Below are 16736 nucleotides of genomic sequence, written 5' to 3' on the forward strand. Positions count from 1 at the left end.
CAGTGGTTGTTTAACAAACCAAAGATTCGAAATCTGTTTAGCAAAATTGGCGCGTGAACCCAGCCTCGGAAACCACTCGCGCCAGTGGCTATTAAAGTATGTCCAAATGCCTTTATCTGTTGAAAATCCTAAAAATTCACCCACGACTTCCATCGTGATGGCTTCGGCATCGCTGAGTTTAGGCGGAAAGCCTCGGCTTCTGAATCGTGTACCTTGCTGTAATTCTGCTAAATTTTCATCTACCCAACAAAATACCCAAATGATAAAATCTTGCTGTGACATAGCCTTTTGTTCCTTTATTTCTTTTGGTTTGGTCACTTAAAGTTATAAAGGACGGGCTATGTCATTTCAACTCTCCTCGAAAGTCGAGCATCGCGTCACTATAGCTAAATTGATTCATGCGAAAGCCAGATGTATCTTTTGCCAAATGCTGTAAACATACATATCACCAATTTTGTAATCACCAAACGTTTCTGCAATCGGGGAGAGTTTTTTTGGAGGAAGCAACCTTATTCTCAAATTGGAAGTAAAAGCTGGCATCAATTGATTGAAAATTGACAAAGTCACTTGCTTGGATGTCATTGACGATGGATAGTAACATCCTCTTAACAGGATGATTTTATCGAAAAATTTTCTCCGTGGAAAACGAAAATGAATTAATGATATTTTTCATACTTATTACTTCAGGCAGGGTAAGAGGTTAAAAATGTATCCGTATTTCTTGACCGCTACTTAACAACTGCGGTGGCAGGGATACAACAGTAGTACACCACCGCAGGGTATTATCGTGGGTTGTCACATTTGCATCAGGTGTTTTGCAATATTCCAACACAATTCCGATTGGCTAAACTTTCCTCAGTTAATTGTCATGGTTAGCTGTTGCTTGTGCTTAGCGGCTAGCCCATCCTGACAAGCCTGTTCACTACCGTCACAGGTAAACTTAATTGGAATCTGACATTCTGGATATGTTGGCAAAAAATAGGTTCGCCAGACGTTATCTATATCATTGTTATCATGATTAAATATTACACTACAGTGGATTGTATTAGAACCTTGAGAATAATCAACAGACCAGACAATATCTTTTGTTTTATCATAGCACCCGCCAAATACATTATTACTATCTTTTATATCAAAGGATATCTCTTTTTGAGGTTTTAATTTAATGGGAGATGGTCCGGTATCATACATGCAGTCGTAGTTTGTACGTGTGATAGTCACTTCGGCAGTGTTACTATTGTTTATGAAATGCATATTATAATACGCAGAAGAAAAAGCGTTGTTTGCAAAAAACATACTGATCAAACATAAACTATATGCTGTGTGTTTTTTAAGTGATTTCATTTCATTTTTTCTCCATATTAATAATAACATGGGCAGCAAGGTTGAAAGTTTAAAAATGGTTATATATCTTATGAATTTAAAAATTAATCGCAGCCCATTTCTATGCAACTTGAAAAACTACGGGGATATTCATCTCCGATACTGTTAAGTATAGCAGGGCTAAATGAAAGTAAAGTTTGAGTTTGGTTTTTTATTAGGAAGTATGATGTTTTATTTATTTCATAATGTTTATTTGTTCTTTTATTAAGGATATTACTTTATTTAAAGGAGAAGAATATTGGAAGTATATTATAAACAATATATTATGAAATAACTCAATATAAAAATAATACTGCTATATTTAAATTAAGATGACATTACTCATCTAATTTAGGAATAAAAAGATTCATAGGCTTCTATTCGTTCTGTTTTTTTTCAGGTATATGGATGAGGTCAGGAACCACGGATTTTTCAGGAACCGGAAGCTACGTTCAATTTTTTGTTGAGCTTTATAATTCTGGCTAGCAGCGTTTGTAAGATATCCTCCTGGCAGGAAAAGGCTTTTTTGCACGATTTTTCAAACGCTTTTAGCTCTTTTTCGGTTAATTTTAGCGTATTTTTCTCAAAAGTCTGCTCCTTACGTTTAGTCGCAGCTTTACTGCTGACCAGACTGGACTGGGAAGTGGTAGCTTATTTTAATCATTACCACTTCCCAGAGTTGATTATCTAAAATAACCGATCAGCTTAATTTCTCTTGTGCCCACTTAAGGCTGCTTTGATATTCTGCTGGTAATAGTGAAGCTAACGTTTGCAACGTCGTGTTTAATCTCCCCTTATCCGTATGAGTCACATTTAAGTGCCCCACCTTACGTCCCGGACGAACTTCTTTTTCATACCAATGTAAATGAACCAGCGGCAAACTCAGCCATGCGGGATTTATCCCCGTGCCGATCAGGTTGATCATGACGGATGGTGCAAAGATTTCTGGTTGTGGCATAGGGAGATTCAAGATTGTCCGCAGGTGAAGTTCAAACTGGCTGATAGAAGCGCCGTTTTGCGTCCAGTGACCGCTATTGTGAACCCGCGGAGCCAGTTCATTGATCAGCAAATGATCGCCAACAATAAAGCACTCCATCGCCATAACACCAACATAGTTCAGGTGATTCATGATGGTGGATAGCATCTGCTCTGCTTGCTGTTGAAATGGCTTATCGGCATTATTATCAGGTAAAGCAACACTGGTACGTAAAATACCTTCCTGATGCAAATTGTGAGTCAGTGTATAGAATACTGATTCACCTTTGGCATTACGGGCGCCAACCAGCGAGACTTCCCCCGAAAACGGAATACCCTGTTCTACAATACATTCACCGTAAATTTCAGGTGGAAGAGTCGTTTCATCACCCGGCCGGATACGCCATTGGCCACGCCCGTCATAGCCTCCAGTCCGTCGCTTAACAATGATAAAATCGCCTAATTCCGCAAATAACTGTGGCCACTGCGCGGGCGTGGAAAGCAGTTTCCACGGTGCGGTCGCTAAACCCAACATATCCATAAGCTGCTTTTGTGGTAAGCGATCCGCCAGTTGCGGGAAAATATCGCGATTGATAAAAGCCTTATGATGAGCCAATTCGCGGGTTAGTGCGGTTTCGGGCCAACGCTCAATTTCTGCGGTGATAATACTGCTTTGATAAGGCACCGCTTCCGGTTCGGCATCCAATCCAACAGGATAAACAGTAATTGCCAATGGTTCACCAGCTTGACGTAGCATTCTGCCTAACTGACCATTTCCCAATACACAAACAGGCTTCATGCATCCTCCCGTGGATCTGGGTTATCCAAAACAGCCTGGGTTTGTGCGCTACGCCAATCTGATAAACGTTGAAACAGCGCACTATCATGCAATGCCAGAACCTGGGCAGCCAGTAATGCGGCATTTGCTGCTCCTGCCTTGCCGATAGCCAATGTACCAACGGGGATACCCTTTGGCATTTGGACAATAGAATACAGGCTATCGACACCGTTAAGTGCAGCGCTTTGTACCGGAACGCCAAATACAGGCACTAAGGTCTTGGCTGCCAGCATTCCCGGTAAATGTGCTGCTCCACCTGCACCAGCGATAATGACATCAAAACCGTTTTCTTTCGCCTGTTCTGCAAAACGAAAAAGTTTATCTGGTGTTCGGTGTGCCGAAACAATTTCAATATGAAAAGGAATAGCGAGTTCGGTCAGGATATCGGCTGCATGTTGCATTGTTGCCCAGTCGCTTTTAGAACCCATGACAATGGCAATTTTGGCGTGGTTTTGGGGTTCTATTTCTGTTGGAAAAGTCATTGTCGGAGTAATAGCTGTTGTGGGATCAGAGCTGGACGTCATAAATCAGATGCTCCTGTATTGGGTGTCTACCAGAACAAAGATGAAATTTCAGACGGCGGATCATATCACGCTAATTGCACAAGGAAAACGTTTGCGTCGTTTGATTTGTCGATTTTTTACAAAATAGGCGAAAGGGATTTATAAGGGAAAAGATATCAGTTCAATCCCCGTTTCTGTCACTTTGAACATTGAACCTTGGTCATGCCATGCCCCTAATACACCGCGATGCATGGTTTTATCGCCAGACTGAATATCGTGTATTGCGGGGCGGTGAGTATGCCCGTGAATTATCCAATCTGCCTGATATCTTTTAAAATGCTCGATAACAGCCTCTTGATTAACATCCATGATAGACGCCGATTTTTGGCTGTTAGCATATTGGCTACCCGCTCGCATTTTGGCTGCAATTTTCAAGCGGATAAATAAAGGGAGAAGCAGGAATAGCCGTTGTATCCACGGAGTATGTACTCGCTTACGATACTGCTGATAGTTGATATCATCGGTGCATAGCGTGTCGCCATGCAAAATCAGAATACGTTTATCGTGTAGTTCCAGCACTTTTTCCTGTGGCAGCAGAATCAAGCCGCTCTCTCTGGCAAAATGGGAGCCGAGCAGAAAATCACGATTGCCGTGAATGAAATAACAGGGAATACCTTGTTGTTTCAATTCATTAAGTGCTTTGGCGATTTTAATATGCAATGGGTTGGGGTCATCATCACCAATCCAGTAATCAAAAAAATCACCGAGGATATAAAGACTTTCAGCGTGGATTGCATCCTCACGTAAAAAACGCAGAAAACCGGCAGTAATTGCCGGCTCTTGTTCACTGAGATGCAAGTCTGCAATAAACAGTGTAGTCATATAGCGTCTAACAGTAATTATTCGCCAACAGTAACACGTTCAATGATCACATCTTCATGTGGCACATCTTGGTGCATCCCGCTGCGGCCAGTGGAAACGCCTTTGATTTTATCAACGACGTCCATGCCTTCAACGACTTCGGCAAATACGCAATAACCCCATCCATCTGGACGCTCTGAACGGAAGTTCAGGAAATCATTATCGACAACGTTAATGAAAAACTGAGCAGTGGCAGAATGTGGATCATTGGTGCGTGCCATAGCGATAGTGCCACGGCTGTTTTTCAGGCCATTGTTGGCTTCGTTTTTGACAGGAGCTTTAGTCGTTTTCTGCTTCATACCGGGTTCAAAGCCACCGCCTTGAATCATGAAGTCATTGATAACACGGTGAAAAATTGTGTTGTCATAAAAACCTTCCGAGCAGTAACTCAGGAAGTTTTCAACAGTTACAGGTGCTTTATCAGCGAATGTTTTGATTACGATATCGCCAAAATTGGTGTGGAAAGTCACCATAATAAAAATCCTAGTAATAGTTTTGATTGACCCTGTAATTAGGGGATTCGGAACAACCGCTGTTATATCATATCTCAGATTTTGAGTCAGTACTCTGGAACTGTATCAGAACAGGGAGCTTACGGCACTTGCAATGCATTGCATATCAAGGTGAAATATCGTGTCTGGCTTCTCTATATTCTTGTTTATTTATCTTGCTGATAAAGAAGCCTATAATCAGCCAATTCATTTGATTTTATTACACGTACATTAATTTTTACGGAAACCCACTGATGCTAAAAATTTTCAACACTCTCAGCCGTCAAAAAGAAGAATTTAAGCCGATTCACGAAGGAAAGGTGGGCATGTACGTGTGTGGCATTACCATTTATGACTTGTGTCATATTGGTCATGGCAGAACATTTGTGGCATTTGATGTGATTGCCCGTTATCTGCGTTATCTGGGATATGACCTGACATATGTCCGTAACGTTACTGACGTGGATGACAAAATTATTAAACGCGCCATCGAAAATAATGAAAGTTGTGACGATTTGACCGCGCGCATGTTGGCCGAAATGCACAGTGATTTTGATGCATTGAATATTCTGCGCCCTGATTTAGAACCTCGTGCAACGCAACATATCCCAGAGATCATTGCAATCACAGAAGAGCTGATTAAGCGCGAGCACGCTTATGTTGCCGCTAATGGTGACGTCATGTTCTCCATTGACACCAATCCTAATTATGGCCTGCTTTCCCGCCAGGATTTGGAACAATTGCAGGCTGGTGCTCGTGTTGAAGTGGCAGATGTAAAACGTAATCCGATGGATTTTGTATTATGGAAAATGTCCAAACCGGGTGAGCCGAGTTGGGAATCTCCGTGGGGAGCAGGCCGTCCGGGTTGGCATATTGAATGTTCTGCTATGAACGGTAAAACGCTGGGTCACCACTTTGATATCCACGGTGGTGGTTCTGATTTGATGTTTCCGCACCACGAAAATGAGATTACACAATCCACTTGTGCCCATGATGGTCCTTACGTCAATTATTGGATGCATTCCGGCATGGTTATGGTAGATAAAGAGAAGATGTCCAAGTCATTGAATAACTTCTTTACTATCCGTGATGTGCTGGCATATTACGATGCTGAGACCGTGCGTTATTTCTTATTATCCGGTCACTATCGTAGCCAATTGAATTATACGGAAGAGAACCTGAAACAGGCGCGCACCTCTCTTGAACGTCTGTATACTTCCCTGCGTGGTACAGATAAATCAGCCCAACCTGCTGGTGGCGACGCATTTGAAGCCCGTTTCGTTGAAGCAATGAACGATGATTTCAACACACCGGAAGCGTATTCAGCCTTATTTGATATGGCGCGTGAGCTTAATCGACTGAAAACAGAAGACATGACCACAGCTAATGGTCTGGCGGCAAGATTACGCAAATTGGCCGGTATTCTTGGTCTTTTGGAACAAGAACCAGAACACTTTTTGCAAGGCGGGGCACAGGCGGACGACGATATTGCCCGAATCGAAGCATTAATCAAACAGCGTAACGACGCTCGTAAAAACAAAGAGTGGGCATTGGCTGATGCGGCGCGTGATCAGTTAAATGACATGGGAATTGAGCTGGAAGATGGTCCACAAGGAACAACATGGCGTCGTAAATAATCGATTTTTGATTTATTGAACACCAGAACCGCCCCTTCGACGGGCGGTTCATTTTTTTAATGTCTTTGCGCTTTCATAGCGGGATTTTTTAGTTGTAGTACTGGGTTGTAGTACTGGATTGTAGTACTTGCGTATAAATGAGCGGAATAAAAACCGGCAGATTTATTAATGACGACTTAAGTGCTTAGGATAGAAAGCATTTCCAGCGTGATACGTGACTTTTCCAGAAACTACATCCCTCTTCATGGCAACGAAGGAAGAATTACTCAGATGCTCTGGTATTTGATGTGTGCTATCACTGGAAGCCGGATTAAGAAGAGAAATTTTTACTCTACGTTTAGAATTACTTAATTTATAAGGCAAACCTAACAACCTTCTTGCAGCTCTATTACTTAACATAATTAACTCCGTTTCAGTTGTACATAAGCTTCCCAGTATAGCGACTTATTAGAAAATTGATATGATTGTTTGTTAATATATCGTCAATGTCACATATCTTGCCAATAAGACCAGATAACTCTGTAACCAGAAAAATGATATTGTGGTACTTATTTTTATCTACTCGTACTGTGGGGCTCTTGAGGGTTTTTATATTAGAATAAATTGTAAATCAAGATGGTCAGGATATCTGCCAATAATATTGATCTTATTATTGATATAATATTGCTTAATATTTATATATCACCTGACTTTGGTTTATATAAATCAGTGATAAAAAATAACAAAATTATATTTATGAATAAAAAAAACAGTACCTTAATACACAAGGTACTGTTTTTCTGAAAAGTATTAGAGGTAATGTTTGCCTACTGATTTACTCTTCAACGCGAACAGATCCGCCATTAAAGGCAACAACTTTACCGGCGGTAATTTTGCAGCGTTTACGAGTTTCGAGTTGGCTATCAACTTGTACCAAACCTTCTGCAATCACGGCTTTCGCCGCAGCACCACTCTCACACCATCCTTGAAATTTCAACAAATCACATAACTCGACATAAGGGTGGCCATCTAAATAAAAAATTTCCATCAATAACCTTCAGTTGTATCTACATCATGATATTCCTCGCAAGCTTGCAAGGTATTTTGAATCAATGTCGCAACGGTCATAGGTCCGACACCACCAGGCACAGGGGAGATCCAACTGGCGCGTTCTGACGCCTTATCGAAATCCACATCACCGATGACTTTGCCATTTTCCAGCCGATTAATGCCAACATCAATCACAATTGCACCCGGCTTAATCCACTCACCAGGAATAAAGTTTGGCTTACCAACAGCAACGACCAGTAAATCCGCTTGTTCGACATGCTGACGTAAATTTTTGGTAAAGCGATGCGTTACTGTGGTTGTACACCCTGCCAGCAGCAATTCAAGGCTCATCGGGCGCCCAACGATATTAGAAGCACCGATAATAACGGCATTTAACCCATAAGTATTGATATTGCAGCGTTCAAGTAAAGTTACAATGCCACGGGGAGTACAAGGGCGCAGTTTCGGGGCGCGCTGGCATAGACGGCCAATATTATAAGGGTGAAAACCATCCACATCCTTATCGGGATGAATGCGTTCCAATACTTTGACATTATCAATGCCGGCAGGTAAAGGGAGTTGAACTAAAATACCATCGATTTGCGTATCGGCGTTCAGAGCATCTATTAGGGAAAGTAATTCAGCTTCGCTGGTAGTATCAGGTAGGTCATAAGAACGGGACATAAACCCGACTTCTTCACAGGCACGGCGTTTGCTGGCGACATAAATTTGAGAAGCAGGGTTTTCTCCTACTAAAACGACGGCAAGACCTGGCGCTCGTTTTCCGGCAGCAACACGCTGCCTGACTTTTTCTGCAACTTCGTTTCTGATTGTCTGCGCAATCGTTTTCCCATCAATAATTTTTGCTGACATGTATTTAAGATTCCACTATCAAGTATAGGAATGGGGACTATTTTGTCAGAACATGAACCGCCTGTCAGTTTTATTAATAATCATAAAATGAACATATGAGCGAAAAGGGCATTGACTCATTCAATTATGCCCGTATAATCCGGTGCTGCGTTAAGGCATTAATAATGTTTCTTATTCTATATACCATAATGCGCCCTTAGCTCAGCTGGATAGAGCAACGGCCTTCTAAGCCGTAGGTCACAGGTTCGAATCCTGTAGGGCGTACCATCCATTCATATCGTAACGTCTTCTAAAGTCTACAAAATCCTTATAAAACAAAGAAAATCAAGAAATCCCAGTCTGCTAGTGTCTACCAAGGTATGTTGAAATCCACAGATCTCTGGGGGCATAATAGGGGGCATTGTTAGGTTCAATCAAAATGGATGCCCCCAAATGAAGTTGACAGCCAGACAGATAGACACCGCAAAGCCCAAAGATAAATCGTACAAACTCTCCGATGGTGGGGGCATGTACTTAGAAATTTTTCCGAATGGTTCCAAATGTTGGCGGTTAAAATATCGCTTTGCAGGTAAAGAGAAGCGATTGGCATTTGGTACTTATCCCACCGTAACGTTGGCAGAGGCCAGAAACAAAAGGGAAGACGCCAAAAAGATATTGGCAAATGGCGATGATCCGGGGCAAGTTAAAAAGCAGGAAAAAAGAGAAAAGGCTCTCATCGTAAATAACAGCTTCGACAAAATCGCCCTTGAGTGGCACGCTTACAAGGCTCCCAACTGGTCAAAGGGTTATGCAGAAGACCTTTTAGAAGGCTTCACAAAAGATATTTTCCCTTATATTGGCAAGCAAGCTATCACCGATATCAAACCTTTAGACATGCTCACCGTTTTGCGCAAAATGGAACAGCGCGGCGTTCTTGATAAGTTGAAAAAAATCAGGCAGGCATGTAACCAAGTTTTCAGATACGCAATTGTCACAGGAAGAGCAGAATATAATCCTGCTGCTGAACTGGCTGGAGCATTAGCAACACCGAAAGCCAAACATTTCCCGCATTTGAATGTTGATGAATTACCTGCGTTCCTACAGGCACTTTCCCTCTATAGTGGAAGTAAGATTACTCAAATCGCGACCAAATTACTTTTACTTACCGGATTAAGAACAATAGAACTGCGAGCCTCTACTTGGGCAGAAATTGATTTCGATAAAGCAATTTGGGAAATTCCACAAGAACGCATGAAAATGCGTCGGCCTCATATTGTCCCTCTTTCTGAGCAGGCTCTGGCTTTGCTGAGAGAGTTGGAGGCGATCACAGGCAGATTTAACTTTGCTTTTCATGGCAGGAATGATGCAGGTAAGCCAATGAGTGAGGCCGCCATTAATCAGGTTCTTAAACGTATTGGTTATGGTGGAAAAGCCACAGGTCATGGATTCCGCCACACCATGAGCACTATCTTACATGAACAGGGCTATAACACTGCTTGGATTGAAACACAGCTTGCTCATGTTGATAAAAACAGCATACGAGGAACTTATAATCATGCCCAATATCTGGATGGTCGTCGGGAAATGCTGCAATGGTATGCGGATTATATGGAAGCGCTCGAATTAGGAGAGAATGTGATACATGGAAAATTTAAAAAGCGTGCCTAACCGAACCAATATAAAATAATTATTTTTGTTGTTTAATATATAACTATTTATGGTTTTTGTAATCATAAATAGTTATTTTGTGGTCTACAAAACATTGGATTCTTTGTATGAAACAAAGCACTATCCCAGTGTGATGATCTCACATTATAAATTCTGTTTAATTATCCCTGTTCTAACAACGTCCAGAAGCATCAAATATAGACAAGCTAACGGGGAAAATATGTCAAAAATTACTATACCTAAAGAAAATCTTATTCGCTTGCCAGAAGTTCAACGCAGAACTGGTTACAGCAAAGCGTGGCTTTATAAACTTATTGGAGAAAATAAATTTCCCAAACAAGTTAAAATTGGTTCTCGCTCAATTGCTTTTATTGAATCAGAAGTCGATAGCTGGATAGCTAAACGCATTGCCGAATCTCGTGGTGAAATGTAATAAAGAAATATTACTGGCTGATAAGCAGAGAAAACATATTCTCTCATCATGAATAAAAAAATAGCAAATAAAAAGATGATAAATAAAAACATGGCTAATAACCGTGATAGTATTTTATATATAAAAAATCAGGTATGCGATATTTTTATTAATTATATTGCTGTTGATTGGATTGAAAAAGAAAAGGATAACACTGCGAATGTTATCCTTAATTTATTCTCTTTTAAAGAAATAGCTAACTACTGGATTTATTATCGATTAATTAGCTATTGCTCAGATGAAGCTTTAGCTTTGCGCTGGCGGCGTTTGATCTCAGCTTTGACAGAGGTAACGATAAACTGTGCTTTGTTTTCGCCTTCTGAAATATATTTTTCCATTTCTTCTACAACTTCATGTGGAAATCTTGCGTTTAATTGTTGTGACTTAGAATTCTTAGAACCTGTTGCCATTGCTGAACTCCTTATATATAGGTGCGATTCAGTATACACAAAAGGAATTATAAAAAAAGAATTGAAGTGCGATTCAATTACAAGTAAAGTGAATCGCACCTTGAGTGATTCAAGGCAGAAAAGACAACGCCCCGAAGTGCTTGGAACCACTATCGAGGCGTCTAACCACAACGTAAAGGAGATTTACGCTATGGCTGACACACAGTCTAACCAAACTCGCCTAAAATTTACATTCCTAATTGCATCTGGCACTCAGCGGCTGGTGGATATCTACCCGTTACGCTTGATTATCGTTCGGGCAAGCAGTGAAAATGAAGCTCGTCTATTGGCTGGCATGTCCTCTCTGATCTTTGTATCACGTCAGGAGGCACACCATGAGTCATAAAACAATCTCATTAAAACAAGCGCTATATCGCGCAAGTCTTGGTATTTCACTTTTCACGTTCATTAGCAAAAAAGCCAAAAATGAATGCGAAACTAATTTAAATAATCTGATTGCATTGGCGCACGGCATTCATCAGGAGGTTCACCGCGCCTTGTTGAAACATGCTCCGCAGCCACCGATGAATAAATTATTAAGTTGCATTGTATACAGGAAATCCGATCCGTTAGGTCAGGCTTCATTTCGTGCGGGATTATGTACCTCTTTATATGAGGTCATTCTTGAACAGGCAAGCCAACACTGTTCGGAAGAGTTACACGATTTGCTGTCGCTAGCCTGTGATATTAATCAGGAAGTTTACTATTCGCTCTATGCAGCGGTTAATGGCGAGGACGAGTGATCATGAGTCAGGGAAATAATAATCAGAAAAGCCGCCCGTTAGATGTTATTCGAACAGTTAAAACATCAGCCATCAATCACTGGCAAAACTTGTTGCCAGCCTGTGGTGTTGATGTTCCGGCAAAAGGCAAACACGGTGCTTGCCCAATCTGTGGCGGCACTGATCGTTTCCACTTTATCGATGATAACCATCATGGTGACTGGCATTGTCGCCAGTGTGATGAGCCGAATCACGGTGATGGTCTGGATTTAGTGGCAAGAACCAAAGGGATCACGGTCTTTGCCGCCGCTAAGTTGGTAGCTGATGCGCTGGCACTTCCCTTACCCGAATCTCAGCCAATCAAAGAAAAGCCCCGAACAGTGAAATCGATTGCTGAACGTATCACTGCTCTGGTTGCAACTTCTGTCACGGGTGAATCTCCGTATCTGACTAAAAAGGGGCTGCAATGTCCCAATCAGCGGTTATTGAAAGATGGTTCTTTATTGCTGCTCACTCAGACACTGGACGGCACGATCACAGGCGGACAAACCATCAAGCCGAACGGTGAAAAACGCCTTGTCGCTGGTACTCAAAAAAAGGGAAGTTTTATCCCCGTATCCGAGATTACAGGAACGCCAGATACCCTCATTATCACTGAGGGTTATGCCACGGCGTTAACTGTCAGTCAGTTACATGATGGTGTGGTACTGTCGGCGATTGATGAAAGTAATTTATCCACTATTGCCGAGCTGGTCAGAACCCAATGGCCTAACGCAAAAATTATCCTTGCTGCTGATAACGATTGGCACAAACCGGAAGAGCGGGACAAAAACGGCAGGTTAAAAAAGAATGTCGGCAAGATAGCGGCAGAAAAAGCCGCTATAGCGATTAACGGCTGGATAACGTTACCGCCTACGGAATTAAAATCTGATTGGGATGATTATCGCCAGCATCACGGCATTGAGGTAGCAAAGCAGGCATTTAAGAACGGGTTATATCAGGTGGGGGAGAAAAAACTCATGGAAGCAGAAGCGGTGATTATCCACGAAACGAAGCCCAAAAAAGCCAATAACAATCTGGCACAAATGGCAGCCAGTCAGCGCGGGGCACTATTGGTTGAACGTTACGGTAAAGTAGCGGTTAATCCTGATAGCGAAATGGTTTACCACTATAACGGTACAACATGGGAAACCGTGTCGGATAATGAGCTGCGCCGCGCAATGGTGGCAATCTTTGACCAGCACGAAACCCCTTACAGCCCGAACGGGATCAATAACGCTATCTATGCCATGAAATTACAAGTGCCGGTTATTGGGGAACAACGGCAGGATTTAATCGGGTTCAGTAATGGGGTGTATGATTTATCGACTCAACAGTTTACCCCACACCAGCCGGAACACTGGCTAATGAACCATAACAGCATTGAGTTCACCCCGCCTGCTGTCGGCGAAAACTTGCTAGACCATGCTTCTGACTTCTATCGCTGGTTATCCCATGCGGCGGGAAGCAATGAAAACAAGATGAATCGCATTAAAGCCGCCCTGTTTATGATCCTGGCAAACCGTTATGACTGGCAGTTATTTATTGAAGTCACAGGTGATGGCGGCAGCGGTAAAAGTGTGTTTACTTATATTGCGGCTTTATTGGCAGGTGAGCACAATACCGCCAGTGGTAATATGAGAGCACTGGATGAGGCGAGAGGCCGTTATCAGTTTGTCGGGAAAAGCCTGATTACGCTGCCCGATCAGGTTAAATATGTCGGTGAAGGCGCGGGCATTAAGGCGATTACTGGCGGTGATTTAATCGAAGTTGATGGGAAATATGAGAAGCAATTTTCTACGGTCATTAAGGCCGTGGTATTAGCCACCAATAACGAACCGATGAGCTTTACAGAACGTAATGGCGGTATTGCACGGCGGCGGGTGATATTCCCGTTTAATATTCCGGTCAAAGAATCAGAGAAAGATCCACACTTGCCGGAGAAAATCAGCCGGGAATTGCCTGTGATTATCCGCCATTTATTAAACGAATTTGCCGACCAGAACAAAGCTAAAAAACTGCTACAGACGCAACGCGATTCCAACGAAGCGTTAACGGTGAAAAGCAATTCCGATCCGTTGTATCGCTTTTGTGGTTATCTGGTAACCGTCAATGATGCAACTGGGATGAAGATGGGCACTAAGAACATTAGCCCACGAGTGCCGGGGTTGTATCTGTATCATGCTTATCTTTCTTTTATGGAAGCGCACGGCTTTGAACGCCCGTTAACACTGACCAAGTTCGGCGAATCGTTGCCTAAAATTATGCTGGAGTACAAAAAGGAGTATCGGAAAGTGCGAACCAAGAAAGGTTATTCTTATAATGTTGAGTTGTCGGAAGAAGCCGAAGAGTGGTTGCCGTCATTGCCTGAATGCCGGGGCTTTAAATCCCCACTATAAACTTTTTTGGATTAAGTCTGCATTCCATACATCATTTTAATTATCTATCTGTATTTAAAGGAAAATAATAGATGTATAGTTATTTCTTAGCTATACATCAAATATACATTCTCTTCATTAGGATAAAAAAAGGGTGAACAGGGGATACAGTCAGTGAATATCATATTAATTACTGCAAGCCCAGATGTAGCAAGGCTTTGAGAAGAATGTGCAGAGGGTGCATAACTGAGAGGGCGAAAAAGATTTATAGGGGGTATTGGTTAGTAAACCGATAAGAAGATAAAATAGTTTGTTTCAATGCTACGGTTGTAACTTGTTCTATCATACCATTTGTAGTTATAGAAGACGAACTTCTTTCGCTAAATACTGTAACTAAATTTTTTCATAAAAATATTCAATCTAATATCAGAAGCCATTTTTTAAATTTTTAGATAAGATATATATTTTACCTATTTCCTTTTAATTCAAAGTAGAAGAGTTGATTTTATAATATGGAATAAGCTGACACTGTCAGCTTATATTAAAATGAGTTATTTAAAATGTATCAATATATCCTCTATTTTTTTTAGACCAATTCTCGTTCAAGGCATTTGTGATTCTTTGTACAAAATGTAGATCATTAGCTGCATTGGGACCAACATAATCATTTCCCATACAGAATGTTTCAAAACGAAATAGTACTGATTCAAGACCTACTGCCTTCCACTCAGAAGAAAGGTAAGCACCACCTGACATAGAAACTCTTAACTGCCAGTGTTGATCATCTAGTTCAGAACCGATAAGAGCTTTAACATCATTCTCACGGAATTTCCCGTCTTTGGGATAAATTATCATACCCATTCATATCACCTTGTTCAAAGTTTCAGATTAATAACATTACAAAATATATTTATATTATTTACCATAATATACAAAAATTATAACTTTGGTTATAGTTCATATCAAGAATTATTCTAACATTAATTAAACATAAAAACATTCCCGTATTATTTTATAATAAGTGGAAGCAATACGAAATTTATAACTAACTTAAAATAATAATATTTTAATTCCATGATTTGTATGTTTGAACAGCACAATTAGATTTCTTTCTTATTATTTTTATTGTGCTTAAAATTTATCATCATTTTATACAAATAGATCTACTACTTATACAAATAGATCTACTACGGTTTTTTATTCGCATGTTCAACCTGATGAAACTCTATAGACAGAAACACAATGAAAAAACTACTCGAATTACGCAAACAAAAAGCCGATTTAACCCAACAAATGCGTTCGCTGCTGACCAAAGCCGAAACGGAAAAACGCTCACTTAATCCCGATGAAGCCAAACAATTCGACGAGCTGCGCAGCCAATCCGATAACCTGAATACGGAAATTGCCCGTTATGAGTCTTTATCTGATGAAGAACGTAATCAGGCAAAGAATCAGCCAACCAGTAAAACACTCAGCAATGACGAGCTGCGCCACTATATTCTGACTGGTGAAGCCCGTTCCCTGTCTACAAGCGTCCCCGCAGACGGCGGTTATACCGTTATCCCTGAGCTGAATAAGCAGATCATGCAGCAACTGGCTGATGAGTCGGTCATGCGTCGAATCTGTACGATTAAAACCACACGCAGCAACGAATATAAACAACTTGTTTCGGTCGGTGGCGCAGCCGTAATCCACGGGGAAGAAGGCAAGGCGCGTAGTGAGACTGCGACACCAAAGATGGAAGATGTCAGCATCAAGCTGTTTCCTGTCTATGCCTACCCTAAAACCACGCAAGAAATTATCGATTTTAGCGATGTTGATATTTTGGGCTGGTTAACCTCAGAAATTGCAGATACGTTCGTGGATACCGAAGAAACCGATCTGGTGAGCGGTGACGGTAGCAAAAAAGCGAAAGGCTTCCTGTCTTATCCCCGTGATACCCAAACTGACAAGGTACGTGCGTTCGGTACACTACAAAAGCTGGAAGCAACTAGCCTTGAAGCCGATAGCCTGATTGACCTGAAATTCCTGCTCAGGAATAAATATCGTAAAAATGCAGTGTGGGTGATGAACTCCACAACTGCCGCCAAAGTGCAGAAACTGAAAAACGGCAATGGCGATTACATCTGGCGCGAACGTCTGCAAGCGGGTGATCCTGATATGTTGCTGGGCCTACCTGTCCATTATCTCGAATTTATGCCGGATGACATCATTAGTCTGGGGGACTTCAAACGCGGTTACTTCATCGTTGACCATCAAACGGGTATTCGTACTCGTCCCGACAATATCACCGAGCCGGGATTTTATAAGATTCACACCGATAAGTATTTAGGCGGCGGGCTGGTGGACTCTAACGCAATCAAGGTGCTGGAAATCAAAGCCTCTTGATAATCTGGGAGT

Annotated in this window: 17 protein-coding genes, 1 tRNA gene and 1 pseudogene; 8 read left to right on the forward strand and 11 right to left on the reverse strand. The window is 41.6% G+C overall.

What is annotated here, in order from left to right; translation table 11 throughout:
* The 6 genes and pseudogenes from Xedl_RS15985 to ppiB all read right to left on the reverse strand — a co-directional run.
* A pseudogene (locus Xedl_RS15985) lies at nucleotides 1-282 on the reverse strand (IS982 family transposase); the annotation flags it as partial.
* Nucleotides 283-855: 573 nt separating this feature from the next.
* On the reverse strand, nucleotides 856-1344 hold the full coding sequence (locus Xedl_RS15990; RefSeq protein ID WP_074024782.1) for a hypothetical protein: 489 nt from the start codon (nucleotides 1342-1344) through the stop codon (nucleotides 856-858).
* Between the two features lie 718 nt (nucleotides 1345-2062).
* Nucleotides 2063-3136, reverse strand: coding sequence for a 5-(carboxyamino)imidazole ribonucleotide synthase (purK, locus tag Xedl_RS15995; protein ID WP_074024783.1), 1074 nt, complete (start codon nucleotides 3134-3136; stop codon nucleotides 2063-2065).
* Entirely contained in the window at nucleotides 3133-3657 is a 525-nt protein-coding gene (gene purE, locus Xedl_RS16000) for a 5-(carboxyamino)imidazole ribonucleotide mutase (protein WP_074024809.1), read from the reverse strand. The genes purK and purE overlap by 4 nt, the downstream gene beginning before the upstream one ends.
* 180 nt (nucleotides 3658-3837) lie before the next feature.
* Nucleotides 3838-4560 (reverse strand): UDP-2,3-diacylglucosamine diphosphatase, encoded by a 723-nt coding sequence (locus Xedl_RS16005; protein WP_074024784.1) that lies wholly within the window; start codon nucleotides 4558-4560, stop codon nucleotides 3838-3840.
* Between the two features lie 17 nt (nucleotides 4561-4577).
* Entirely contained in the window at nucleotides 4578-5072 is a 495-nt protein-coding gene (gene ppiB, locus Xedl_RS16010) for a peptidylprolyl isomerase B (protein WP_074024785.1), read from the reverse strand.
* A 272-nt stretch (nucleotides 5073-5344) separates the two neighbouring features.
* On the opposite strand from ppiB, the gene cysS reads away from it, so the two are divergent.
* A complete protein-coding gene (cysS, locus tag Xedl_RS16015) occupies nucleotides 5345-6727 on the forward strand; it encodes a cysteine--tRNA ligase (protein WP_074024786.1) in 1383 nt (460 codons plus the stop codon).
* Between the two features lie 165 nt (nucleotides 6728-6892).
* On the opposite strand, the gene sra is transcribed toward cysS, so the two are convergent.
* From sra to folD, 3 genes are all read right to left on the reverse strand, one after another.
* Nucleotides 6893-7126 carry a stationary-phase-induced ribosome-associated protein gene (gene sra, locus Xedl_RS16020; RefSeq protein WP_074024787.1) on the reverse strand — a complete coding sequence of 78 codons (234 nt, stop codon included), beginning with the start codon at nucleotides 7124-7126 and terminating at the stop codon, nucleotides 6893-6895.
* Nucleotides 7127-7541: 415 nt separating this feature from the next.
* Nucleotides 7542-7754: a ribosome-associated protein YbcJ gene (gene ybcJ / locus Xedl_RS16025; protein WP_074024788.1), complete on the reverse strand. Its 213-nt coding sequence runs from the start codon at nucleotides 7752-7754 to the stop codon at nucleotides 7542-7544.
* Nucleotides 7754-8629, reverse strand: coding sequence for a bifunctional methylenetetrahydrofolate dehydrogenase/methenyltetrahydrofolate cyclohydrolase FolD (gene folD, locus Xedl_RS16030; protein ID WP_074024789.1), 876 nt, complete (start codon nucleotides 8627-8629; stop codon nucleotides 7754-7756). The genes ybcJ and folD overlap by 1 nt, the downstream gene beginning before the upstream one ends.
* 190 nt (nucleotides 8630-8819) lie before the next feature.
* On the opposite strand from folD, the gene Xedl_RS16035 reads away from it, so the two are divergent.
* The 3 genes from Xedl_RS16035 to Xedl_RS16045 all read left to right on the forward strand — a co-directional run bounded on the left by Xedl_RS16035 (nucleotide 8820) and on the right by Xedl_RS16045 (nucleotide 10709).
* Nucleotides 8820-8896 (forward strand) — tRNA-Arg (locus Xedl_RS16035).
* 165 nt (nucleotides 8897-9061) lie between these two features.
* Nucleotides 9062-10276, forward strand: coding sequence for a tyrosine-type recombinase/integrase (locus Xedl_RS16040; RefSeq protein WP_074024790.1), 1215 nt, complete (start codon nucleotides 9062-9064; stop codon nucleotides 10274-10276).
* Nucleotides 10277-10496: 220 nt separating this feature from the next.
* Entirely contained in the window at nucleotides 10497-10709 is a 213-nt protein-coding gene (locus Xedl_RS16045; protein ID WP_074024791.1) for a helix-turn-helix transcriptional regulator, read from the forward strand.
* A 266-nt stretch (nucleotides 10710-10975) separates the two neighbouring features.
* Here Xedl_RS16045 and Xedl_RS27915 read toward each other — a convergent pair whose 3' ends face one another.
* Nucleotides 10976-11158, reverse strand: a complete 183-nt coding sequence (locus Xedl_RS27915; protein ID WP_158024394.1) for a YlcI/YnfO family protein — start codon at nucleotides 11156-11158, stop codon at nucleotides 10976-10978.
* A gap of 190 nt (nucleotides 11159-11348) precedes the next feature.
* Between Xedl_RS27915 and Xedl_RS27920 the strand changes: the two genes are divergently transcribed.
* The 3 genes from Xedl_RS27920 to Xedl_RS16060 are packed head-to-tail and all read left to right on the forward strand — an operon-like array spanning nucleotide 11349 to nucleotide 14357.
* The gene (locus tag Xedl_RS27920) at nucleotides 11349-11543 is read left to right on the forward strand and encodes a hypothetical protein (RefSeq protein WP_158024396.1); all 195 of its coding nucleotides are present in this window, start codon (nucleotides 11349-11351) and stop codon (nucleotides 11541-11543) included.
* The gene (locus Xedl_RS31665) at nucleotides 11533-11940 is read left to right on the forward strand and encodes a hypothetical protein (protein WP_208605075.1); all 408 of its coding nucleotides are present in this window, start codon (nucleotides 11533-11535) and stop codon (nucleotides 11938-11940) included. Before Xedl_RS27920 ends, Xedl_RS31665 begins: the two co-directional genes overlap by 11 nt.
* A gap of 2 nt (nucleotides 11941-11942) precedes the next feature.
* The gene (locus Xedl_RS16060; protein WP_074024793.1) at nucleotides 11943-14357 is read left to right on the forward strand and encodes a primase-like DNA-binding domain-containing protein; all 2415 of its coding nucleotides are present in this window, start codon (nucleotides 11943-11945) and stop codon (nucleotides 14355-14357) included.
* A gap of 534 nt (nucleotides 14358-14891) precedes the next feature.
* Here the strand turns inward: Xedl_RS16060 and Xedl_RS16065 are convergent.
* Nucleotides 14892-15197 (reverse strand): hypothetical protein, encoded by a 306-nt coding sequence (locus Xedl_RS16065; protein ID WP_074024794.1) that lies wholly within the window; start codon nucleotides 15195-15197, stop codon nucleotides 14892-14894.
* 381 nt (nucleotides 15198-15578) lie between these two features.
* Between Xedl_RS16065 and Xedl_RS16070 the strand changes: the two genes are divergently transcribed.
* Entirely contained in the window at nucleotides 15579-16724 is a 1146-nt protein-coding gene (locus tag Xedl_RS16070) for a phage major capsid protein (RefSeq protein ID WP_074024795.1), read from the forward strand.
* Nucleotides 16725-16736 lie beyond the last annotated feature (12 nt).

Source organism: Xenorhabdus eapokensis (assembly GCF_001908105.1).

Excerpts from the sequence above, each read along its gene's own strand:
- Xedl_RS16070 (WP_074024795.1), top strand. The coding sequence starts at position 15,579 with ATGAAAAAACTACTCGAATTACGCAAACAAAAAGCCGATTTAACCCAA.
- Xedl_RS16045 (WP_074024791.1), top strand. The coding sequence starts at position 10,497 with ATGTCAAAAATTACTATACCTAAAGAAAATCTTATTCGCTTGCCAGAA.
- cysS (WP_074024786.1), top strand. The coding sequence starts at position 5,345 with ATGCTAAAAATTTTCAACACTCTCAGCCGTCAAAAAGAAGAATTTAAG.
- Xedl_RS15990 (WP_074024782.1), bottom strand. The coding sequence starts at position 1,344 with ATGAAATCACTTAAAAAACACACAGCATATAGTTTATGTTTGATCAGT.
- Xedl_RS27915 (WP_158024394.1), bottom strand. The coding sequence starts at position 11,158 with ATGGCAACAGGTTCTAAGAATTCTAAGTCACAACAATTAAACGCAAGA.
- Xedl_RS31665 (WP_208605075.1), top strand. The coding sequence starts at position 11,533 with ATGAGTCATAAAACAATCTCATTAAAACAAGCGCTATATCGCGCAAGT.
- ybcJ (WP_074024788.1), bottom strand. The coding sequence starts at position 7,754 with ATGGAAATTTTTTATTTAGATGGCCACCCTTATGTCGAGTTATGTGAT.
- purE (WP_074024809.1), bottom strand. The coding sequence starts at position 3,657 with ATGACTTTTCCAACAGAAATAGAACCCCAAAACCACGCCAAAATTGCC.
- Xedl_RS16005 (WP_074024784.1), bottom strand. The coding sequence starts at position 4,560 with ATGACTACACTGTTTATTGCAGACTTGCATCTCAGTGAACAAGAGCCG.
- Xedl_RS16060 (WP_074024793.1), top strand. The coding sequence starts at position 11,943 with ATGAGTCAGGGAAATAATAATCAGAAAAGCCGCCCGTTAGATGTTATT.
- Xedl_RS27920 (WP_158024396.1), top strand. The coding sequence starts at position 11,349 with ATGGCTGACACACAGTCTAACCAAACTCGCCTAAAATTTACATTCCTA.
- purK (WP_074024783.1), bottom strand. The coding sequence starts at position 3,136 with ATGAAGCCTGTTTGTGTATTGGGAAATGGTCAGTTAGGCAGAATGCTA.
- Xedl_RS16040 (WP_074024790.1), top strand. The coding sequence starts at position 9,062 with ATGAAGTTGACAGCCAGACAGATAGACACCGCAAAGCCCAAAGATAAA.
- folD (WP_074024789.1), bottom strand. The coding sequence starts at position 8,629 with ATGTCAGCAAAAATTATTGATGGGAAAACGATTGCGCAGACAATCAGA.
- ppiB (WP_074024785.1), bottom strand. The coding sequence starts at position 5,072 with ATGGTGACTTTCCACACCAATTTTGGCGATATCGTAATCAAAACATTC.
- Xedl_RS16065 (WP_074024794.1), bottom strand. The coding sequence starts at position 15,197 with ATGGGTATGATAATTTATCCCAAAGACGGGAAATTCCGTGAGAATGAT.
- sra (WP_074024787.1), bottom strand. The coding sequence starts at position 7,126 with ATGTTAAGTAATAGAGCTGCAAGAAGGTTGTTAGGTTTGCCTTATAAA.